The following is a 20,777-nucleotide window of genomic DNA, read 5'->3' as shown; positions in this document are numbered from 1 at the left end:
GGCAGCGGGTGCCCCGCGCGTCGTGCGTACGGAGACGCGGGGCTCGAGGCACGAGGCCACACACGAGGGAGAGCGGTGAACTGCCCGTGACCGACCGATCGAACGGGACCGAGCGCATGGAGGCCGTGACCTCGTTGGCCAAGCGCCGGGGGATCGCGTTCCAGTCCTCCGAGCTGTACGGGGGCTTGCGCTCGAGCTGGGACTACGGACCCCTCGGCGTCGAGTTCCGGCGGAACATCCGGGACGCCTGGTGGCGGTCGATGGTGCAGTTGCGCGACGACATCGTCGGGCTCGAGGCTGCGGTGATCTCCTCCCCGAAGGTGTGGGAGGCCTCCGGGCACGTGTCGGGGTTCTCGGACCCGTTGATCGAATGCACGAACTGCCATCGCCGGTACCGGGAGGACGAGCTCGCCGAGCGCGTGTGCGGCAACTGCGGTGGCACCGCGTTCACCGAGCCGAAGCAGTTCAACCTGATGTTCTCAACGCATCTCGGACCGGTCGCCGACGACGAGCACGTCGCGTACCTTCGTCCCGAGACGGCGCAGGGGATGTTCGTCGACTTCGCCACGGTCCAGCAGGCTTCTCGCAAGAAGATCCCGTTCGGGATCGCACAGATCGGCAAGAGCTTCCGCAACGAGATCACGCCCGGGAACTTCATCTTCCGGACCCGCGAGTTCGAGCAGATGGAGATGGAGTTCTTCGTCGAGCCCGGCACCGACGACGAGTGGTTCGACTACTGGGTGAACGAACGGCTCCAGTGGTTCCTCGACCTCGGGGTGCGCAAGGACCGGTTGCGGCTGCGGCCGCACGATCCCGACGAGCTCGCGCACTACGCCAAGGCGGCGACCGACGTCGAGTACGAGTTCCCGTTCGGTTGGGGCGAGGTCGAGGGGATCGCGAACCGGACCGACTACGACCTTCGCCACCACAGTGAGGCGAGTGGACAGGATCTGTCCTACTTCGATCAGGAACACGAACGACGGTACGCGCCGTTCGTCGTCGAGCCCGCCGTGGGCGTCGACCGGGCGCTGCTCACGTTCCTGCTCGATGCGTACCGCGAGGAGCAGGCGCCGACCGCGAAGGGCGACACGGACACGCGTACCGTCCTCGGACTGCACCGCGATCTCGCACCGATCAAGGTCGCGGTGCTCCCGCTCTCGCGCAAGGACACGTTGGTGCCCGAGGCGCGACGCGTATTCGATCTCGTGAAACCGGAGTGGATGTGCGACTACGACGACGCGGGCGCGATCGGACGGCGGTACCGCCGCCAGGACGAGGTCGGCACGCCGTTCTGCGTGACGGTCGACTTCGACTCCCTCGAGGACCGGCAGGTGACGGTCCGTGAGCGAGACACGATGCAGCAGGACCGGATCGGGATCGACGCGCTCGTCGGCTACCTCCGGGAGCGTCTGTGACCGAGGTGACCGAGGTAGACGAGGTGACCGAGGTAGACGAGGTGACCGAAGTGGACGAGGGATCGACGACGCCGCGTTCGATCGTCCTGTACCTGATCGCGTTCGCGCTGTTGATCGCTTCCGTCGTGGTGATCGGACTCGGGGCGATCGTGGGGTTCTCGACGTCGCACTTCTGGCTGTCGATCGTGCTGTCGGCGCTCGCGGTCGTGAGCGCCGTCGCTGCGGTGTTCCTGCCTCACAGGCGATGAGCCGCAGGCAACGCCCGTCTCGGACGAGGCGGACGATCGTGGCCGGGGTCGCGGCGTTCGTCGGTGTGGCGCTCCTGGCGGGGTGCACGGGTGACCGTCCTCTCCGCGAGGCGGCGGCCTCCCTCACGCCGGTGCCGACGCCGGAGGCATCGCAGGTCCGGGCGCTCCCGGTCGGCGAGGTCACGACTGCCGAGGCGCGCCGGACCCTCTGCCCGGCTCCGGGTTCGGCCGAGGGCGGATCCGTGCCGGACGAGGGCCCGGTCCCCGCGTCGGTCCGCGAGGTCGAGCAGAGGATCGCGGACATCCGAGGGCTGCGGTTCCTCGATCCCGTGCCGGTACGCCAACTCACGCGGGAGGAGGTCGCCGACGCGACAGGCCGCGAGTTGGAGCGCTCCGCGCCGGCGGACTACCTGGAACGCAAGACGATCGTCTACCGCACGATCGGCGTGCTGCCGGAGGATGCGTCCCTGGGGGAGGCGCTGCGGTCCTTCCTCGGTGGCCAGGTGGCCGGGTACTACGTGCCCGAGACCGGCCAGCTCGTCGTAGTCTCCGACGGCGGTGGCGGCGAGCTGGACGCCCTCGGGGAGGCGACGCTCGCCCACGAGCTGACGCACGCGCTCGACGATCAGCACTTCGACATCGGACGGATCGCGTCCCTGGGAGCGAGGTGCAAGGACGAGCAGGCCCAGGCGATGCGCGCGACGGTCGAGGGGAGCGCCCAGCACTTCATGACCCGCTACGTGGTCGAGCACCTCGACCTCGCCGAGCTCGGGTCCCTCGCGCTCGAGCAGCAGGGTGGTTCGCTCGAGGACGTGCCTCCGTTCGTGGTGGAGATGCAGCTGTGGTCCTACACCGCCGGACAGGGGTTCGTGACCGGGCTCGCGCAGGCGGACGGGGAAGCCGCGATCGAGGACGTGCTGCGCAACCCGCCGGTGTCGACCGAGCAGGTGCTGCACCCCGAGCGCTTCCCCGACGATGCCCCGCAGCAGGTCGAGGTGCCGGATCTCTCACCGGCGCTCGGCGAGGGCTGGAGCGACCTCGACGTGGAGGACGTCGGGGAGGCCTGGCTCGCGACGATGCTCGGTCTCCGCCTGGACGCCGCCGATGCGGATGCCGCCGCGGCCGGATGGGACGGCGGTGTCGCTCGCTCGTGGGGCGCGGGCCAGGACGCGGTGACGGTGCTGCGCACGGTCTGGGACACGCCCGAGGACGCGGCGGCGTTCGCCGGGGCGGTTCGCCGGTGGCTCGCCGAGGCAGGGCAGGCCGGCGAGGTCGTCGAGGAACCGACGGGCGCCGTTTCGGTCGTGTTCTGGTCGCCGGGTGGCGCCGGCGAGGAGCGCATCCCCACCCTGGTCGCCTCGTTGCGCGAGTGGAGCGCGTCGGCCCGGCCCGCGGCCACGCCTTAGAGGAGTCGGCGCCGCGACGGTGGAGGGGCGGTCGCCGTCGTTCCGTAGACTGGGTCGAACCCCACCCGTGAGACGTTCCCAGGCGCCGGAGGAGAGGCACCCAGATGACGAAGTACGTGTACGACTTCAGTGAAGGTAACAAGGACATGAAGGATCTGCTGGGTGGCAAGGGCGCCAACCTGGCGGAGATGACGAACATGGGCCTGGCGGTGCCGCCCGGGTTCACGATCACCACGGAGGCGTGCCTGGCCTACCTGGCCGGCGGCGGGGGAACGATCGACGACGCGCTCGAGGCGGAGACCGAGATCCATCTGCAGACCCTCGAGCAGGCGATGGGCAAGAAGCTCGGGGACGCCGACGACCCGCTGCTCGTCTCGGTGCGCTCCGGAGCGAAGTTCTCGATGCCGGGGATGATGGACACGGTCCTGAACCTCGGCATGAACGACGACTCGGTCCAGGGTCTCGCGAAGCAGACCGAGGGCGACTGGCGCTTCGCGTGGGACTCCTACCGGCGCTTCATCCAGATGTTCGGCAAGATCGTGATGGACGTGCCGGCCGACGCCTTCGAGGACGAGCTGGAGAAGGCGAAGGAAGCGAAGTTCTCCGGCGCCCAGGACACCGACCTCGATGCCGACGATCTCAAAAAGCTCGTCGAGGTGTTCAAGGGGGTCTACCGATCCCGCGTGGGCGAGGACTTCCCGACCGATCCACGTCGCCAGATGTTCCTCGCGATCGAGGCGGTCTTCTCCTCGTGGAACGGCAGGCGTGCGATCGACTACCGCCGCCAGAACAAGATCTCGGACGACCTCGGGACGGCGGTGAACATCGTCGCGATGGTGTTCGGCAACCGGGGGATGGACTCGGGAACGGGGGTGGCGTTCACGCGCGATCCCTCGACCGGGGAGAAGGTGCCCTACGGCGACTACCTGCAGAACGCGCAGGGCGAAGATGTCGTCGCGGGCATCCGCAACACACTGCCGCTGACCGACCTCGAGAAGCTCGATGCCGACAGCTACGCGAAGCTCCGCGAGATGATGACGACGCTGGAGAACCACTACCGCGACATGTGCGATATCGAATTCACGATCGAGAAGGGCCGCTTGTGGATCCTGCAGACGCGGATCGGCAAGCGAACGGCCTTCGGCGAGTGGGTGATGGCCTACGAGATGCTCGACGAGGGCATGATCGACGAGGACACCGCCTTGCAGCGCGTCGACGCGAACCGTCTCGAGGAGCTGTTCAAGCAGGTGATCGCCGAGGGGTCGGACGCCGAGCCGATCGCGACCGGCCTGAACGCGAGCCCGGGAGCCGCGACCGGGACGGTCGTGTTCACGGCCGACGACGCCGCCGCACAGGGCGAGAACGGTGAGCGCGTGATCCTCGTCCGACGCGAGACCACGCCCGACGACTACCACGGCATGATCGCCGCACAGGGCATCCTGACCTCGGCCGGCGGAACGAACTCCCACGCGGCGGTCGTCGCGCGCGGTGAGGGGATCCCCGCCGTCTGCGGCGCAGACGCGATCAAGCTGGACATGGCGTCGAAGACGTTCGCCGCGCACGGGGTGAAGGTCGCCGAAGGTGACGTGATCACGATCGACGGCTTCACCGGCAACGTGTACCTCGGTGAGCTTCCGCTCGAGGAGTCCGTGCTCGAGAAGGCGCGAGCGGGCGACGTGGACGCACGGCAGCAGGAGATCTGGAAGGCGTTCGAACGGCTGATGCGGCACGCGGACGCACGACGTCGCCTTCGGGTACGCGCGAACGCCGACACACCCGACCAGTCGACCAACGCCCGCGAACGCGGCGCCGAGGGGATCGGCCTGTGCCGCACCGAGCACATGTTCCTCGGATCGGAGCGGGTGCTCGCGGTGCGGAAGATGATCTTCGCGGAGAGCGCGGACGAGGAGCAGGAGGCCTACGATGCGCTCCTCCCGCTGCAGCGTGAGGACTTCGTCGGCATCTTCACGGCGATGAGCGGGCTCCCGGTGACGGTCCGGCTGCTCGACCCGCCGCTGCACGAGTTCCTGCCCGACATGACGGAGCTGTCGGTCGAGGTCGCGTCAGCCGAGGTCCGCGGAGAGCTTGGTCCCGAGCTCGACGAGCAGCGGCTGGTGCTGCAGAAGGTGCGTGAGTTGCACGAGGCCAATCCGATGCTCGGTCTGCGTGGCGTGCGGCTGGGCATCGTCAAGCCCGGGCTGTACGCGATGCAGGTCCGCGCGATCGTCGAGGCCGCGGTGCGTGTGCAGGCGTCCGGCGGCAACCCGAAGGTCGAGATCATGATCCCGCTCGTCGCGACCCGGCCCGAGCTGGAGCAGATGCGCGCCGAGCTGGAGCCGATCGCGACCGAGATCCTCGAACGCGAACGGGTGACGCTCAGCCACCTCGAGTGGGGAACGATGATCGAGCTGCCCCGCGCCGCGGTGACCGCGGGGGAGATCGCCGAGGTCGCCGATTTCTTCTCGTTCGGGACGAACGACCTGACCCAGACCGCGTTCGGGTTCAGCCGCGACGACATCGGGAAGTTCGTGGCGATGTACGAGGAGCGCAAGCTCGTGCCCGCCAATCCCTTCGTGACGATCGATCGCGCGGGTACCGGCCGCCTGATGCGGATCGCGGCCGACGAGGGCCGCGCCGCGAACGGTCACCTGCACCTGGGCATCTGCGGCGAGCACGGGGGTGATCCGGCGTCGGTGTTCTTCTGCCACGAGCTGGGGCTCGACTACGTGAGCTGCTCGCCGTTCCGCGTGGAGACCGCGCGTCTGGCCGCCGGCCAGGCGGCGGTCGGGGATGCCGAGGTCGCCTCGAAGTAGGTCGGCGCCGCCCCCGGAGGTCGTGGTGCTCGCGACCCGTTGCGGGGCACCTGGGTGCGACGCCTAGGGCTTTCGGTGTAGTGCAAGCGAGCGTTCGCCGTATGGTCCCGCGCCCCGGGGGACGAGTAGTATCCAGCTCGTCGTAGGCCCCTCGGGCGACTCCGACCGCTGTCCGGTGCCGGACAGGCCGGGGTTCTGTGCCCTCGAATCAAGGAGGAACACCGTGCACGTAGCCACCCCCCGGATCGCGAGGCGAACGTTGACCGCGCTCGTCGCCGCGTCGCTCGTGATCCTCGCCCTTCCCTCGACGGCCTTCGCGGTCGCGTCCGCGACGCCGAACCCGACCCCGCTGCAGATCGGCGACCGCGAGGTCAAGGCCGTCCTGCAGGTCGGCACGAGGATCTACCTCGGCGGCAACTTCCGCTGGGTCGGTCCCGCGTTCAATGGCGCCGGTGGCTACGCCGACCCGAACGGCCTCGGGGCGATGACGCAGTTCCCGGAGGTCAACGGCACGATCAACGTCGCGATCCCCGACGGGTCCGGTGGTGTCATCATCGGCGGCAGCTTCTCCATGGTGGGGGGCCAGGCACGCGCGAACGTCGCGCAGGTCGCGTCGAACAACTCCGTCACGGCGTTCGCTCCGAACCCCGACGGCCCCGTCTACGCTCTCCAGCGCGACGCGGGAACGGGCAACGTCTTCATCGGCGGAGACTTCGACACCGTCGCGGGGCAGCCCCGCATCGGGTTGGCGCGCGTGAACTCCACCGGCGGCAGCCTGAACTGGAACGGCGTAACGAACGCCGGTGGTGTGGTCCGCGCCCTCGCGCTGTCGGGAACCACCCTGTTCGTCGGCGGTGAGTACACGACCCTGCAGGGGCAGTCGCGAGCGCGCCTAGGCTCGGTGGGGATCACCAGCGGCAACGCCACCGCGTTCAACCCCGGCCCGACCGGCACGGTGTACGACCTCGAGATCAGCGGCGACGGGATCCAGATGTACGTCGGCGGCGCGTTCCAGCAGTTCGCCGGGCAGAACCGTGGCCGGCTGGCGTCGTTCCTGATCAGCACCGGGGCGATCCAGCCGTTGAACGGGCAGGCAGACAACACGATCTACGACCTTGAGCGCTCGCCGAACGGGAACACGCTGTACGCCGGCGGCGCGTTCAAGAACATCGCCGGCGGGGCCGTACGCGGCATCGTGGGATTGAACCCCAGCACCGGGGCGATCACCGCGCTGAACAACTCCCAGACGTCCGGAACGGTCTTCACGATCGAGGCCGCCGCCGACAAGCTGTGGTACGGCGGGACGTTCAACCACAAGAGCAAGCAGGCCCTTCGCCTCATCGCGCAGGTCGACCTCACGACCGGCAAAACGACGGATTGGCAGCCGCCGATCTTCAACGGGTTCTCGACGAACCCCAAGGCCGGCGTCAACACGATGCTTACCGTCGGGACCAAGCTCTTCATGGGAGGAGCCTTCCGCGCCTACGGCGGTGAGAACCGTCAGTACCTGGTGGCGGTGAACGCAGCGACCGGCGCGCTCGAGGCCGGCTTCAACCCCGTGGTCAACGGACCGGTGAACGCCCTCGCGGCATCCTCGGACGGCTTGTCGCTATTCGCCGGAGGCTCGTTCACGCAGGCGGGTGGACAGTCGCGTACCCGCGTGGCGAAGTTCAACGCCAGCACGGGCGCGCTCGTGGGCGCGTTCGCGGACCCTGTGGTGAACAAGCTCGAGGTCTACTCACTGGCCGTCACCGGCAACAAGCTGTTCGTCGGCGGCGGATTCACGAAGGTCGGTGGAGTCGTGCACAGACGGCTGGCGCAGCTCGATGCCACGACCGCCGCGGTCGATCCCGGGTTCACGCTTAACGTCGACGGCGGGGTCCGCGACGTGGACCTGACCTCGAACGGCCAGAGCCTGTTCATCAGCGGCAACTTCACCGACGTCGACGGACTCGTGCGGACGGACACGGCGAAGATCAACACGACCGACAACACGGTGACGGGGTGGGCGCCGACCTTCTTCGCCTCCGGCAGCGGAGCGCTCGGGCGGAAGCTCGACGTCTCCCCCGACGACTCGGCTGTATACGTGACCACCGCGGGACCGACCGGCACGCCGGCCTCGAACATCGCGAAGTTCCCCACGACGGGCACCGGCAACGTCCCGCCGTCGTGGTCGAACGACGTGCAGGACGCGATCGAAACGGTCGCGGTCGGGAGCGACGCGGTCTACATCGGTGGCCACTTCGAAGACGTGGCCGACGGCGCGAACCCGCGCGTGGACCGGTTCCAGCTCGCGGCTCTGAACCCGAGCACCGGCGCTCCGCTCGCGTGGGACCCGGGCGCGGGCGGGTACCGCGGGATCTTCGACATGTCGATCGGACCCGCGGGCCTGATCGTCGGCGGAGACAGCCTGCGGATCGCGACGAAGGGACATCGCGGCTACGCGGTCTTCCCGGGCGCCTAACCGAGAGCAGCGCCGTTCGAGGGCCCCGTCCGCACGCCGGGCGGGGCCCTCGGCGTTCGGTGCGCCCGGGCGTCAGGGCAGCCCCGAGTAGGGTGGGCCGCGTGGGCTCGTTGCGTCGCCACCCGGTCGTCTCCGTCATCGTCGGCGTGCTGCTGCTGGTCGTCGGTGTGATCGCGGTCACCGGCATCGCCGTCTGGCGCGCGGCCCATGCCGACGATGCGAGCCACGTCGAGCGGGTCGACGCGATCGTCGTCCTCGGTGCCGCGCAGTACGACGGGGAGCCCTCACCGGTGTTCGCGGGCCGGCTCGACCACGCGCAGCTCCTCTACGAGCAGGACCGGGCCGACACCGTGCTCGTGATCGGCGGCGGCGCCCCCGGCGACAGCACCACGGAGGCGGATGCAGGGCGCGGCTACCTGCTCGAGGCCGGCCTGCCGGAAGCCTCTGTGCTGGCGGTCGGGGAGGGGTCGACGACCTTCGAGAGCCTGCGGTCCACGGCCCGGACGATGCGCGACGCCGGCCTGGACTCCGCGTTCCTCGTGTCCGATCCGTGGCACAACCTGCGCATCCGGAGGATGGCCTCCGACCTCGGGATCGAGGCATACGCATCGGCCACCTGGCAGTCGGCCGCCACGTCGGAGCGAACGCGGGTTCCGGGATACCTGCGGGAGACCTTCGCCTACATGTATTACTGCATCCAAAGGACACCGGAATACGGGATTCTGTGCTGGTGAAAGGAGCGACCGTCGGGTGCATCGAAGGCGCCACGTGCCATCGGTGTGTGGTAGTGATTCCGTATGGTCGACAACCCATCCAACCCGCGTCGCACCCGCGCTTGGGCGGCGCTGGCGATCGTCGTGGTCATCGCGACGGCAGCCGTTGGCGGCGTGTTGTGGAACCGGCACGTCCAGCAGCAGAGGCAACAACAGCAGCAGAGGCAACAAAAGGTCGAAGCCGACCAACGCAACTTGATCGCATGCACCGCGCTCCGAGGCGTGTTGATCAACGGGGTGTGTTTCCCGTTGCCCGATCCGTCCCCGGCTCCGGCGTTCGACGACCCCCAACGCACGTGCACCGACCTCGGCGGCACGTGGTCGGGATTTCCCCCTAAGTGCTCTCTGCCGACGCCCGGTCCGTAGCGACCAATGCAAAAAGAGAGCAGCCCACCACCATCCATACATGATTCAACCCGTCTCGCCGGGACAGCTCGAGTGCGCCCGCCGCGCTCGGCCTTCTACATCATCGCGTGGTGCGGCCAACCGATCGAGGCCTCTGGCGCCTTGGCGCTCGAGTTCTCGAATGCTCAGACGCTTAGGTGTCCCTCGGATCCGGACTCGAAGCCTGGGAGCTCGTCGGTCCCGCTGGTGAGCTGACAGTGAGCCTGCCGGGCGGCGGGCTGGCGCGATGGCCAGCGGCCAGCCCTGATTCGGTGGAGTAGGCGGGGAAACGTTCCCCTACTCCTACCGGTTGTTCGGTCGCTGAGGTCGTGTCGGCGGGCGCCGGTAGCATGGAACGCGTGAGCACCCCCCGTGAGACCCCTCGTGAACGAACAGAGCAGATCGAACGAGACACGCTCTCGAGCTTCGCCACGCTCGCAGCCGACTCGAAGGGGCGCGAGCGACCCGAGCCCGACGACCCGTTGCGCACCTGCTTCCAGCGCGATCGCGATCGGATCGTGCACGCGAAGGCGTTCCGCCGGCTCAAGCACAAGACCCAGGTGTTCCTTGCGCCCGAGGGCGATCACTACCGGGTGCGGCTCACCCACACGCTCGAAGTCACCCAGATCGCGCGGACCGTGGCGCGCGCGTTGCGGCTGAACGAGGACCTGGCCGAGGCGATCGGGCTCGGTCACGACCTCGGCCACACACCGTTCGGGCATCTGGGCGAGACGGCACTCACCCCGTTCCTGGGCCGGCCGTTCCGGCACAGCGAACAGAGCCTGCGGGTGGTCGATCACCTGGAGAACGACGGCGACGGACTCAACCTGACCTGGGAGGTGCGCGACGGGATCGTGCACCACCCCTGGTCGATGCCGGCGCCCTCGACACCCGAGGCGCAGATCGTCCGGTTCGCCGACCGGATCGCCTACATCAACCACGACGTCGACGACGCGGTCCGCGCGGGGGTGCTCGACGCCGCGACGCTGCCGCCGGGACCCCTCGAGGTGCTCGGGGGCACCCACGCAGAGCGGATCAACACGCTCGTGACCGACCTCGTGGCGACCAGCGAGGGCTCGCCGGAGGTGCGCCTGACCGAACCGGTGTTCCGGGCGCTCGACCAGCTTCGCGACTTCATGTTCGAGCAGGTCTACCTGCGGCCCGAGGCCCAGGTCGAGCAAGACGAGGCGATGGAGATGATCCGGCGGTTGTTCTCCTACTTCCTCGAGCACCCCGACGAGATCCCGGGCGAGTACGATCGGGCGCCGGGCGACCTGCCGACCCGGGTCGCCGACTACGTCGCCGGGATGACCGACCGGTACGCTCTGACCACCTACGAACGGCTCTTCCTCCCCGCGAGCCGGCCCGAAGGCGGGCCGGGCGGCAGCCGCGGCTAGCACGACGCAGCGAGGGAGACACCGGTGCCGAGGATCAGGGACGACGACCTGCAGGTGGTGCGCGAGCGCACCGACCTGGTGAAGGTCGTTTCGGACTACCTCACCTTGAAGAAGAGCGGGCACGACTCGATGACCGGGCTGTGTCCGTTCCACACGGAGAAGTCGCCGTCGTTCTCCGTCTCCCCGTCCAAGCAGGTCTACTACTGCTTCGGGTGCGGCGCCGGCGGGGACGCGGTCCGGTTCCTGCAGGAGACCGAGGGGCTGTCGTTCGTCGAGGCCGTCGAGCGCCTCGCGAAGGAGGCGGGCGTGCCCCTGCGGTACGAGGGCGAGAGCCCGGCCGACCGCAAGGCGGCATCGCGGCGCGCGGCGTTGCAACGCGCGAACGAGGAGGCGGCCGGGCTGTTCCATCGCTTGCTCCTCGAGGGCAAGGAGGCGTCCGAGGCTCGCGACTACCTCACCTCGCGGGGGATCGGGTCCGAGGCGATCGATACGTTCCGGATCGGGTACGCGCCCGGGTATCCCGACTTCCTGCTCCGACGGCTGTCGGAGGGGTTCGGGCCCGAGACGCTGCTCGAGGCCGGACTGGCGACGAAGGACGACAAGGGCGGCGTGCGCGACCGGTTCCGCGGCCGGGTGACCTTCCCGATCCAGGACCTCGCGGGCAAGCACATCGGGTTCGGCGCGCGGATCCTCCCGAGCGATCCACGGGCGGGCGACCTGGCGAAGTACCTGAACACCGCCGAGACGCCGATCTACCGCAAGGGCGAGATCCTCTACAACCTCGCCCGCGCCCGTGCCGCGATCACCCGCAGCGGCGAGGCGTTCGTAGTGGAGGGCTACACCGACGTGATCGCGATGGCCCAAGCCGGGATCGAGAGCGCGGTGGCCACGTGCGGCACGGCGCTCGGGGCCGAGCACTTCCGGCTGCTCTCACGGTTCGGGCAGCGCATCGTGCTGTCGTTCGACTCGGACGAGGCCGGGGCCCGCGCGGCCGAGCGGGCGTACGCGTTCCACCAGGACTACCCCGTGCAGGCCGTCGTGATGATCCTTCCCGACGGTCAGGACCCGGCGGACTTCGTGCGCGAGCACGGGTCCGGAGCGCTGCAGGAGGCCGCGTCGTCGGCCCGCCCACTCGTGGAGTTCATGATCCGGCGAACCGTGGCCGCCCACGACCGGTCGACGGTCGAGGGGCAGTCGGCGGCCGTGCAGGCCGCGCTGCCCGTCGTGGCCGGATTGACCGACCCGGTGCGACAGCGCGAGTACGCGCACCTGCTCGCCGAGCTCGCGGGAGTTTCGGAGAGCTCGGTGCTGATCGCCCTCGACCGTGCGATGCAAGGCAGGCCGGTCGAGGCGGCGAAGCAGGTCAAGCGCGGGTCGGTCCAGGAGCGGGTCGAGCGCGAGATGCTCCGTTTGCTCGCACGCGATCGCTCGTTGTGGGACGCGTTCGCGCCGCGGCTGGTTCCCGAGCACTTCCGCTCGAGCACCCAACGCTCGCTGTTCTCCTCGCTCGTGACGGCCGGGGGAGAGGTGCAGCGGATCGTCGAGACGGCCGAGGAGGGCGACCCGCTCGTCGCGAAGGTCACGGCGCTCACGGTCGAGCCGCTCGAGGGTGCGCCGACCCTCGCCTACGCCGAAGGCGTGTGGGCGAGCCTCCAGCACCAGTTGTTGAAACGCCAGAGCGACGAGCTCCGGCTCGAGCTGCAGAAGCGGAACCCCACGACCGACCCGGAGTACGACGAGCTGTTCGGACGGCTCGTGACCCTCGACGGACAGCTGCGACAGCTCCGCGCCGGGCACGAGCCGGCGGCTTCGACCGGCGCTTGACTGTTGCACGGCACGACCCCCGGCCACGGGGGTCAGTCCGTTCTGTGTTTCGTACACTTCCCCGGCACCTGCGTCCCCCCGTGATCGAGGAGAACCGTTGAGCGAAGTGGCCCGTGACCTGGGCTTGGACGAGGCGAAAGAGGCGATCACCGCCCGGGGCCGCGAGCGCGGCTTCGTGACCTCCGAGGATCTCCTCGAATCCGTCCCGGTCGACGACTTCACCCCCGAACAGGTCGAGGAGTTCCTCACCGCCGTCGAGGAGCACCTGCGCGGCGAGGGGATCGAGGTGATCGAGGTCCCCGGCGACGACACCGATGCCGCCACGCAGGCGCGCATCGAGGTCGATCTGCTGAAGGCGCCCACGAACGATCCGGTCCGGATGTACCTCAAGGAGATCGGGAAGGTCCCCCTGCTGACGGCCGCGCAGGAGGTCGACCTGGCTCGGCGTATCGAGGCCGGGGAGTTCTCCACCGCCTTGCTGTATTCCACCGGCGAGGAGGAGAAGGTCGACCAGAAGGCCTTCCGCAACGTCGTCGAAGAGGTGATCGCGATCCGCGACCACCAGATCAAGCACTTCGGCAAGAACGAGGGCATCGGGCGGCGCCGGATCTCGAAGAGCTACAAGCCGAAGACGCGCGAGGACCTGCTCGACTTCCTTCGGGTGGTCGAGCGCGACGGGCAGCTCGCGAAGAAGAAGCTGATAGAGGCGAACCTGCGGCTGGTCGTCTCGATCGCGAAGCGCTACGTCGGACGCGGCATGCTGTTCCTCGACCTGATCCAGGAGGGCAACCTCGGTCTGATCCGCGCGGTGGAGAAGTTCGACCATTCGAAGGGCTTCAAGTTCTCGACGTACGCGACGTGGTGGATCCGCCAGGCGATCACGCGCGCGATCGCCGATCAGGCCCGGACGATCCGCATCCCGGTGCACATGGTCGAGACGATCAACAAGCTTGTGCGGATCCAGCGCCAGCTGTTGCAGGATCTCGGCCGCGAGCCCACACCGGACGAGATCGGCAAGCAGATGGGGATCAGCGCGGAGAAGGTTCGCGAGATCCTGAAGGTGTCGCAAGAGCCGGTGTCGTTGGAGACGCCGATCGGTGAGGAAGAGGACTCGCACCTCGGCGACTTCATCGAGGACTCCGACGCGGTGGTCCCGGTCGACGCGGCCAGCTTCATCCTGTTGCAGGAACAGCTCGAGGGTGTGCTGCACACGCTGAGCGAGCGGGAGAAGAAGGTGATCCAGCTCCGGTTCGGGTTGATGGACGGGCACCCGCGCACCTTGGAAGAGGTCGGACGCGAGTTCGGCGTGACCCGCGAACGGATCCGGCAGATCGAGAGCAAGACGCTATCGAAGCTGCGGCACCCGTCCCGGTCACAGAAGCTGCGCGACTACCTCGAGTAGGGGGGAGCGGGCGTGAGCATGTCGCCGATCGTGAGCGTTCCCGGTCGGACGACGTCCGCGTACACGCCGAGCGTGAGGGTTCCGTCCGGCGAGCGTCCCTTGTGGGTCGCGAGGAGCTCGAGGGTGGGCAGGTCCTGGGCGCCGGAGTCGGGGTCCATCGTCGTCATCACGCAGCGTGAGACGGGCCGGGTGATGCGCAGTTGCGCGTCGCCGGCCACGAGGGTGCGGCCGAGCCAAGATTCCTCGGCGAACGGCTCGGTCTCCTCGAGCTCGATCAGCATGCGGAACCGCCGGGAGTCGATGTCGCCGGTTCCCGCCCGGCGCGCGAGTTCCCGGACCGAGCTGAGCGAGAGCAGGCTGACGGGCTCGCCGATCGTGTCGTGACCGGGCCGGGCCAGGCGGCCGAGCCGCAGGGGACGCTGCAGGAATCCCGACGCCGCGTCGACGAGCGCCGGTGCCTCGAGCAGCCGGACGGGGTGGGTGATACCGCCGTAGAACTCGACGTCGAGCGCATCGCCGGCGCCGGATGCGTCTCCCTCGACCGTGCAGCCGTCGGGCATCGACAGGGTGAGCCTGTCGCGGTGGGGATCGTAGGTCGAGCGGATTCCCATCAGCGCGGCCTTGGAGACCCCGGACACGCGAGCCCCGTCGGACTGGAGGAAGACGAACTCGCGGTTGCCGCGAACGCCGCGGCGATCGAGCCGGATCCGTTCGGGGTGGGTCAGTCCCGTGGACTTGACCGGCGTGACGTTGGTGCGGGCGATCCGAGCGATCACGGCCGCAGCGACCGCCCGGCGATCCTAGTTCCAGGTGGGGTCGGGATCGCCCAGCCGGGCCTGGATCGAGCTCCGCGCGCGTTGGATCGCGCCGAGCCCGGCGATCTGAGCGCGTTCGGCGATTCGGCGGCCCTGCGTCCCCAGCATCCCGCTGCCGCCCGTGTCGCGCGGGCCGGTCACGACGTTCGGGTCGTCGGAGAGCATCCGCTGGAACAGCTTGTAGCCGATCGCGAGACCGATGAGCACCCCGGCGATGAACTTGAACATGTTCGGACCCCCTCTGATCGCGTCCACCGTGCGCGTGACGCCGGACAGCCTAGCCGATACGGCACTGGGCCCGCTCGCGTGAAGTGGGGCTGGAGGACGCGTACCAACCACCCATGGCGAGGTGCTCAAGGGAGCGTTGGTATCCTGGGCCGGCACCCATTCCGGGGTAGCTCAACCGGCAGAGCGGCGGACTGTTAATCCGTAGGTTGTGGGTTCGAGTCCCACCCCCGGAGCCCTTCGCGACGTGGTCTTGCATCCCCGGATCGGCGAATATCGGCTCATCCCCGTCGCTCGAACATCCTGTGCGTGGCTGCCCACTTGAGCAGGCTTAGATCAGCAGCGCTCGCTCGAGCATCCTGGAGCGCAGGCGGCGCTGGAGACCTTCAGCAGCAGCGGGCCTGACACGGAACAGCGCCGGGCGGTGCTCACGGTGTCCGTTCAGGAGCACGACGTCGCCGACGTGCGGCCCGTGTTCGGGAGGGAGGCAGAGTGAACTTGCAGCACGGAGCCACGTCGACCGATGAGATCCGCGCCTCGATACGGTCATGACGAGGAGACCACCACGAGAGAAAGGACGAACCCGTGAAACTGACGACCACCACGATGGTCACCGTCGACGGCGTGATGCAAGGACTCGGCGGGCCGGATGAGGACCGCAGGGGCGGATTCGAGCGCGGCGGATGGGTCGCGCCGCTGTTCGACAACGAGGGCGGGGCGTTTCTCAACCAGATCTACGAGTGCGCCGACGCGTTCCTGTTCGGCCGGCGGACCTACGAGATCTTCGCTGGCTCCTGGGGAACGTGGGACGATCCGGGCGACAGCCCGATCTGGACGGCGTTGAACACGCGGCCCAAGTACGTCGCGTCGACCACACCCTTCGACCCCAAGTGGGCGAACACGACCGTCCTCTCCGGCGACGTCGCGGCGGCCGTCGGCGAGCTGAAAGCCAAGCCGGAGGGTGAGCTGCAGGTGCACGGCAGTGGCGATCTGATCCGCTGGCTCCTCGACAACCAGCTTGTCGACGAGATCACCCTGCTCGTCTGCCCCGTGGTCCTCGGCCAGGGCACGCGGCTGTTCCCCGACACCGGCCCGGACGTAGCGCTCGACCTGGTGGAATCGCGGTTCACCCCGAAGGGGGTAACGATCCAGATATACCGGCCCACCGGGCGCCCGCAGTACGAGACGGCCACGGCCGACTGAGGCATGTGGACATTGGTGCCGCAGTCAGTGAGAGTCGGCCAATGCGACCCCTTCGGTATTCCATCAACGTCACATTGGACGGGTGCTGCGATCATCGTGCGATCCCCGCGGACGAAGACTTGCATCGTCACGCGGTCGACAACCTCAACCAGGCCGATGCCCTTCTCTTTGGCCGGGTGACTTACGAGATGATGGAATCAGCGTGGCGGCCGCCGGCGCCGACGGGAGCGAGACCTGATTGGATCGAACCCTTCGCCCGGACGATCGACGCGGCAAAGAAGTACGTCGTGTCGAGCACCCTGGAGCAGGTCGATTGGAACGCGGAACTCGTGCGCGGGGATCTGGGCGAGGCCGTTCAGCAACTCAAGCGGGAGTCGGGCAAGGGACTGTTCGTGGGAGGTGTGAAGCTCCCACTGGCGTTGACGGAGCTGGGATTGATCGATGAGTACGAGTTCGTGGTGCATCCCAGGCTCGCGGGCCACGGGCCGACGTTGTTCGCGGGGCTATCGAAGCATGTCGACTTGAAGCTCGTGAGCCGGCTGGAGTTCGGCTCGGGGGCGGTGGCGATGCGGTACGAGCCGAGAAGGTAGCCATCGGGCTTGCCTTGGCCCGAGCCCGCCGCATCATGGAGCAACTCGCGCGAGGCCTTCCAAAGTCTCGACCAACAACGCAGCGCACGAAGAGCTCGACCGGCAGGACGCTCAGGACGCTGAGGATGTGTGGCCGTTACGCGACCTCGCCGTGCATCCCCGAGAGCGAGCGCTCGAGCGAGGCGAGGTTCCGCCTCTGCTCGTCCAACCGCTCGTCCAGCCGCTCGTGATGGAGCTCCAGGTATCTGTGCACGACCACCGGATCGTCGGCCGTGAGCACGACTCGGATCTCCTCGATCGGCATCCCCTGAAGCCGAAGGGTCTTCGCGACCCGTAGTGCCGACATCATCGTTCCGTACGCTTCTTCGGGGTGAGCATCAAGCCCAGGCCCGCCGCGAACATCGGGATGCCGAGCGGGATGCCGATGATGGTGAAGATCAGCATGCCTCCCGTCATGAACAGGATGGAGCCGATCACGACGCCGCCCAGGCTCGGCAGCTCGGGACCAACCCAGTCCTTCGTCGTCTCTTCTGCGTGCTTCGGCATCGATCCTCCTCTCGGGTTCCACCCACGAGACGAGAGAGCCGGCGAGCCTGTGACAGATGGCGCAGATGTCACAGGGTGAGCTGCTACCTCGTCGAAGGAGGAGGATGGAACGACGCTCCAGGAGGAACCAGCACGTGGATGAGTCCTACACCGAGCTGAGACCGCTGATGTTCTCGATCGCCTACCGCATGCTCGGCGCCGCTTCGGAGGCCGAGGACATCGTGCAGGAAGCGTTCCTGCGCTTCCATCGCGAGACCCGCGCGGGCACCGAGGTCGAGCAGCCCAAGGCCTATCTGTCGGCGGTCACGACGCGCCTGAGCATCGATCACTGCGCTCGGCGCGGGTGCGCCGAGAGCGCTACGTCGGCACGTGGCTCCCCGAGCCGCTCGTGACCGACACAGAGCCCGATGCCGCGCGGCACGCCGAGACGGCTGATTCGCTCTCGATGGGCTTCCTCGTGTTGTTGGAGCACCTCACCCCGGTCGAGCGAGCCGTGTTCCTGCTGCGCGAGGTCTTCGCATACGAGTACGACGAGATCGCCCAGGTCGTCGGCAAGACCGAGGACAACTGCCGCCAGATCGCCGTGCGCGCCCGCAAGCACGTCCAGGACGGGACGCCCCGGTTCGAGGCCTCGCGCGAGCGCCGCGAGGAGCTCGCCCGGCGCTTCTTCGAGGCGGCCGGAGCCGGCGACCAGGAGGGGTTGTTGACTCTGCTCGCCGCCGATGTGGTCGCCTACGCAGACGGCGGGGGCAAGGGCGTGGCCTTCCCGCGCCCGGTGCACGGGCGGGACAAGGTGGCGCGGCTGCTGCAGGGGGGCGCCGCCTTGGGCAAACGTGCGGGCGTGGTGGAGATGCGGCTGGCCGAGATCAACGGCCAGCCAGGGGCCCTGTTCTTCGACGCCGAGGGGAAGCCGGTGGTCGCCGTCTCGCTCGACATCGCCGACGGCCAGGTGCAGACCCTGCACGCGGTGAGCAACCCGGAGAAGCTGATCCACCTGCGGGCCGTCGGCGGGGTGGATCCATGACGACTCCCGAGCGACCCCCGTGCCGCTGATACGTTCCGGCAGACGGGGTCTCTCGAGGAAGCGGTCGACTGGATGTGGGCGCTTTTCAAGGTCGTGTGAGACCCGACTCGAGTAGAACGAGCCCTACTGCACGTCGAACTCGTTCCCTTCCGGGTCTCGCATCGTGACCCAGTGCTCGCCGAGTTCGTCGTACGCCTGGACGGTGGTCGCGCCGAGCTCTTCGAGACGCGTGACCTCGGCGTCGACGCGCGGACGGCGCTCGTCCTCGGAGGTCCCCGCAGGACCGCCGACGCTCATGTCGAGGTGGATGCGGTTCTTGCCCTCCTTCTTCTCGGGCACGCGCTGGAAGAAGATGCGCGGGCCCGCTCCGTCGGGATCGATGATCGCCGATCGCGCGTTGCGCTGGTCCGCCGGGACGCCGAGTTCGTCGAGCAACGCGTCCCATGAGTCGTAGCCCTCCGGGGGCGGTTGCTTGATGTAGCCGAGCGCCTCTGCCCAGAACCCGGCGAGCGCGTCGGGATCGTGGCTGTCGATCACGATCTGCACGGGTGTGGCCATATGGGACTCCTCTGCTCGATGATTCCCGACGGAAGCCGGTGGGGACCAGCGTTCGGTCTGACCAGCCTACGGTGTTGCGCCCACGACCTGTGCGCTACCAGGCGGGCGGTCGTTCCCGGCGCTTGATGATGCCGTCCCACGTGGCGAGAGGTGCTGGGTGCCAGTACCAGAGCTCGTCGAGCCGAGGGGAGTCGGGAAGGGCGACGCGACCGTTCGCCCAACGGAGTGTGTCCCACGGATCGTTCCCCTGCGGGGCCCAGGGGAACAGACGCCGAAGAACCGCGTCCGCGAGGTCGGGCGGAGGCGAGAACGGAACGTCGAGCCCCGAGGCGATGTCCGAGGTATGGATGAGGATCTCGTCGCATCCCATCGCGACGAACCCCTCCGAGTCGGCCATGCCGGCGGGGTGGAAAGCTCGCGCGCTGGGCGGGGCGGCCCTCGCCACCTCGGCGAGGATCGTCGTCGCTCCGACCGCTGCCGCCAGGAGCTCCTCGATCGAGCGTTTCGGATCACCGTCTCGTAGGAACGGTTGCCGATCGTTCGCTCGCGTCGCCAGCGACCTCGCGTAGAGGAGCAAGGCGTCCGGGATGTGATCGAGGGTACGGCGGCATGACCACGACAGATCACCGGCAGGCACGGTCCAATCGGCGTCGACCATGTGGCCGAGGGTCCGGTCCGTCTGATCGATCGCCCGGAGGAGCTCGCCTGGCTCTATCCGGGCAGAGTATCCGGCTGTGGCATCCCCCATCGTCCAGGGTCCTCCTCTAGTGGAAGGGTTCCGGGCGAACGCTGTTGCGAGTAGCCCGTATCCTCCCAGCGATGGAGCTGCCCGGCCTGCTCGTGAGCGCTGACTGGCTGCGTGCGAACCTCGACGCGCCCGATCTGGTGGTTGCCGATGTTCGGATGGTGGCTGATGGCGCCGGGCGGGCCGCGTACGAGAAGGGCCACATCCCCGGCGCGGTCTACCTCGACGTGGACGCGGACCTGTCGGCGCCGCCGGAGGGCGACGATCGTGGGCGGCACCCGCTGCCGGACCCGGAGCTGTTCGCCGAGGCGATGCGCCGGTCGGGGGTCGACGAAGACGATGCCGTGGTCGTCTACGACGACGACGACGGCTCGTCAGCCTCGCGACTCTGGTGGTTGCTCGATGCGATCGGTCATCCGGTCGCGCTCCTCGATGGATCGCTCGCAGGATGGGACGGACCGCTGGAAACCGGCCCGCAGGACTTCACGGAGCCCGGCTGGTTCTCGGGTCGTCCTTGGCCGCATGAACGCGTCGTTCGAACACCCGAGGTCGAGGCGATCGTTCGCGAGGGCGGCGCGACCTTGGTCGATGCGCGGGCGGCGTTCCGGTACCGCGGCGAGCAGGAGCCGATCGATCCGGTCGCCGGCCACATCCCCGGGGCGATCAGCGCGCCGTTCGAGGAGCTCGTCGATCCGGCGACGGGGCGTCTGCGCTCGGCGATCGAACTGCGGCGGCGGTTCGAGGAGCTCGGGATCGACCGGGCCGAGGACGTCATCGCGTTCTGCGGATCCGGCGTGACCGCAGCCCTCGACGTGCTTGCGTTGCGTTACGCCGGGCTCGGGCGGGCACGGCTGTACGAGGGCTCGTGGTCGGGATGGATCGCCGGCGGCACGCGGCCGACCGCCACCGGTCCCGAGCCGGGCTGAGGCCCCTCACCTTCCGGAA

Annotated in this window: 21 protein-coding genes and 1 tRNA gene; 16 read left to right on the top strand and 6 right to left on the bottom strand. The window is 68.6% G+C overall.

From position 1 onward, the window contains the following. Positions 1 to 116: 116 nt before the first annotated feature. The 10 genes from WEF05_00445 (at position 117) to rpoD (ending at position 14,126) form a co-directional block, all read left to right on the top strand. Entirely contained in the window at positions 117 to 1,415 is a 1,299-nt protein-coding gene (locus tag WEF05_00445) for a glycine--tRNA ligase (protein ID MEX1100368.1), read from the top strand. A gap of 5 nt (positions 1,416 to 1,420) precedes the next feature. Beyond that, positions 1,421 to 1,663 (top strand): hypothetical protein, encoded by a 243-nt coding sequence (locus tag WEF05_00440; GenBank protein MEX1100367.1) that lies wholly within the window; start codon positions 1,421 to 1,423, stop codon positions 1,661 to 1,663. Positions 1,664 to 1,701: 38 nt separating this feature from the next. Then, a complete protein-coding gene (locus tag WEF05_00435) occupies positions 1,702 to 3,069 on the top strand; it encodes a hypothetical protein (protein MEX1100366.1) in 1,368 nt (455 codons plus the stop codon). A 104-nt stretch (positions 3,070 to 3,173) separates the two neighbouring features. Further along, complete coding sequence (ppdK, locus tag WEF05_00430) at positions 3,174 to 5,882, top strand: pyruvate, phosphate dikinase (GenBank protein ID MEX1100365.1); 2,709 nt, start codon at positions 3,174 to 3,176, stop codon at positions 5,880 to 5,882. A gap of 223 nt (positions 5,883 to 6,105) precedes the next feature. Next, complete coding sequence (locus WEF05_00425; GenBank protein MEX1100364.1) at positions 6,106 to 8,346, top strand: hypothetical protein; 2,241 nt, start codon at positions 6,106 to 6,108, stop codon at positions 8,344 to 8,346. Between the two features lie 101 nt (positions 8,347 to 8,447). Continuing rightward, the gene (locus tag WEF05_00420) at positions 8,448 to 9,080 is read left to right on the top strand and encodes a YdcF family protein (GenBank protein ID MEX1100363.1); all 633 of its coding nucleotides are present in this window, start codon (positions 8,448 to 8,450) and stop codon (positions 9,078 to 9,080) included. Positions 9,081 to 9,143: 63 nt separating this feature from the next. Beyond that, a complete protein-coding gene (locus tag WEF05_00415) occupies positions 9,144 to 9,485 on the top strand; it encodes a hypothetical protein (GenBank protein MEX1100362.1) in 342 nt (113 codons plus the stop codon). 377 nt (positions 9,486 to 9,862) lie between these two features. Continuing rightward, the gene (locus tag WEF05_00410; protein MEX1100361.1) at positions 9,863 to 10,900 is read left to right on the top strand and encodes a deoxyguanosinetriphosphate triphosphohydrolase; all 1,038 of its coding nucleotides are present in this window, start codon (positions 9,863 to 9,865) and stop codon (positions 10,898 to 10,900) included. A 24-nt stretch (positions 10,901 to 10,924) separates the two neighbouring features. Next, on the top strand, positions 10,925 to 12,724 hold the full coding sequence (gene dnaG, locus WEF05_00405; protein MEX1100360.1) for a DNA primase: 1,800 nt from the start codon (positions 10,925 to 10,927) through the stop codon (positions 12,722 to 12,724). Positions 12,725 to 12,821: 97 nt separating this feature from the next. Next, complete coding sequence (rpoD, locus tag WEF05_00400; GenBank protein ID MEX1100359.1) at positions 12,822 to 14,126, top strand: RNA polymerase sigma factor RpoD; 1,305 nt, start codon at positions 12,822 to 12,824, stop codon at positions 14,124 to 14,126. Here rpoD and WEF05_00395 read toward each other — a convergent pair. Continuing rightward, on the bottom strand, positions 14,114 to 14,902 hold the full coding sequence (locus tag WEF05_00395; protein MEX1100358.1) for an MOSC N-terminal beta barrel domain-containing protein: 789 nt from the start codon (positions 14,900 to 14,902) through the stop codon (positions 14,114 to 14,116). The genes rpoD and WEF05_00395 overlap by 13 nt on opposite strands. A 24-nt stretch (positions 14,903 to 14,926) precedes the next feature. Next, on the bottom strand, positions 14,927 to 15,169 hold the full coding sequence (locus tag WEF05_00390) for a hypothetical protein (protein MEX1100357.1): 243 nt from the start codon (positions 15,167 to 15,169) through the stop codon (positions 14,927 to 14,929). Positions 15,170 to 15,329: 160 nt separating this feature from the next. Between WEF05_00390 and WEF05_00385 the strand changes: the two genes are divergently transcribed. From WEF05_00385 to WEF05_00375, 3 genes are all read left to right on the top strand, one after another. After that, a tRNA-Asn gene (locus WEF05_00385) sits at positions 15,330 to 15,402 on the top strand. Between the two features lie 349 nt (positions 15,403 to 15,751). Next, on the top strand, positions 15,752 to 16,369 hold the full coding sequence (locus WEF05_00380) for a dihydrofolate reductase family protein (protein ID MEX1100356.1): 618 nt from the start codon (positions 15,752 to 15,754) through the stop codon (positions 16,367 to 16,369). A 41-nt stretch (positions 16,370 to 16,410) separates the two neighbouring features. Beyond that, positions 16,411 to 16,959, top strand: a complete 549-nt coding sequence (locus WEF05_00375) for a dihydrofolate reductase family protein (protein MEX1100355.1) — start codon at positions 16,411 to 16,413, stop codon at positions 16,957 to 16,959. 136 nt (positions 16,960 to 17,095) lie between these two features. Here WEF05_00375 and WEF05_00370 read toward each other — a convergent pair whose 3' ends face one another. Both WEF05_00370 and WEF05_00365 read right to left on the bottom strand, forming a co-directional pair. Then, positions 17,096 to 17,305, bottom strand: a complete 210-nt coding sequence (locus WEF05_00370) for a hypothetical protein (protein ID MEX1100354.1) — start codon at positions 17,303 to 17,305, stop codon at positions 17,096 to 17,098. Next, complete coding sequence (locus tag WEF05_00365) at positions 17,305 to 17,505, bottom strand: hypothetical protein (GenBank protein ID MEX1100353.1); 201 nt, start codon at positions 17,503 to 17,505, stop codon at positions 17,305 to 17,307. The genes WEF05_00370 and WEF05_00365 overlap by 1 nt, the downstream gene beginning before the upstream one ends. Positions 17,506 to 17,639: 134 nt before the next feature. On the opposite strand from WEF05_00365, the gene WEF05_00360 reads away from it, so the two are divergent. Both WEF05_00360 and WEF05_00355 read left to right on the top strand, forming a co-directional pair. After that, complete coding sequence (locus tag WEF05_00360; protein MEX1100352.1) at positions 17,640 to 17,897, top strand: sigma factor; 258 nt, start codon at positions 17,640 to 17,642, stop codon at positions 17,895 to 17,897. Next, positions 17,849 to 18,529, top strand: coding sequence for a sigma factor-like helix-turn-helix DNA-binding protein (locus WEF05_00355; GenBank protein MEX1100351.1), 681 nt, complete (start codon positions 17,849 to 17,851; stop codon positions 18,527 to 18,529). Before WEF05_00360 ends, WEF05_00355 begins: the two co-directional genes overlap by 49 nt. Positions 18,530 to 18,652: 123 nt before the next feature. Here the strand turns inward: WEF05_00355 and WEF05_00350 are convergent, their stop codons facing one another. After that, positions 18,653 to 19,087 carry a VOC family protein gene (locus WEF05_00350; GenBank protein MEX1100350.1) on the bottom strand — a complete coding sequence of 145 codons (435 nt, stop codon included), beginning with the start codon at positions 19,085 to 19,087 and terminating at the stop codon, positions 18,653 to 18,655. A gap of 94 nt (positions 19,088 to 19,181) precedes the next feature. After that, positions 19,182 to 19,745 carry a hypothetical protein gene (locus tag WEF05_00345; GenBank protein ID MEX1100349.1) on the bottom strand — a complete coding sequence of 188 codons (564 nt, stop codon included), beginning with the start codon at positions 19,743 to 19,745 and terminating at the stop codon, positions 19,182 to 19,184. A 161-nt stretch (positions 19,746 to 19,906) separates the two neighbouring features. Here WEF05_00345 and WEF05_00340 point away from each other — a divergent pair, with 161 nt between their 5' ends. Beyond that, positions 19,907 to 20,758 carry a sulfurtransferase gene (locus WEF05_00340; GenBank protein ID MEX1100348.1) on the top strand — a complete coding sequence of 284 codons (852 nt, stop codon included), beginning with the start codon at positions 19,907 to 19,909 and terminating at the stop codon, positions 20,756 to 20,758. Positions 20,759 to 20,777 lie beyond the last annotated feature (19 nt).

The sequence above is a fragment of the Actinomycetota bacterium genome (assembly GCA_040881665.1).
GTDB lineage: Bacteria > Actinomycetota > UBA4738 > UBA4738 > HRBIN12 > JBBDWR01.
The sequence above is the reverse complement of the archived record's forward strand: the minus strand, read 5'-3'. Positions and strand labels throughout refer to the sequence as shown.

Bases quoted from the DNA above. Each gene is read 5' to 3' on its own strand.
- WEF05_00445 (MEX1100368.1), top strand. From the start codon at position 117: ATGGAGGCCGTGACCTCGTTGGCCAAGCGCCGGGGGATCGCGTTCCAG.
- ppdK (MEX1100365.1), top strand. From the start codon at position 3,174: ATGACGAAGTACGTGTACGACTTCAGTGAAGGTAACAAGGACATGAAG.
- WEF05_00415 (MEX1100362.1), top strand. From the start codon at position 9,144: ATGGTCGACAACCCATCCAACCCGCGTCGCACCCGCGCTTGGGCGGCG.
- WEF05_00390 (MEX1100357.1), bottom strand. From the start codon at position 15,169: ATGTTCAAGTTCATCGCCGGGGTGCTCATCGGTCTCGCGATCGGCTAC.
- WEF05_00375 (MEX1100355.1), top strand. From the start codon at position 16,411: ATGCGACCCCTTCGGTATTCCATCAACGTCACATTGGACGGGTGCTGC.
- WEF05_00370 (MEX1100354.1), bottom strand. From the start codon at position 17,305: ATGTCGGCACTACGGGTCGCGAAGACCCTTCGGCTTCAGGGGATGCCG.
- WEF05_00365 (MEX1100353.1), bottom strand. From the start codon at position 17,505: ATGCCGAAGCACGCAGAAGAGACGACGAAGGACTGGGTTGGTCCCGAG.
- WEF05_00350 (MEX1100350.1), bottom strand. From the start codon at position 19,087: ATGGCCACACCCGTGCAGATCGTGATCGACAGCCACGATCCCGACGCG.
- WEF05_00345 (MEX1100349.1), bottom strand. From the start codon at position 19,745: ATGGTCGACGCCGATTGGACCGTGCCTGCCGGTGATCTGTCGTGGTCA.
- WEF05_00340 (MEX1100348.1), top strand. From the start codon at position 19,907: ATGGAGCTGCCCGGCCTGCTCGTGAGCGCTGACTGGCTGCGTGCGAAC.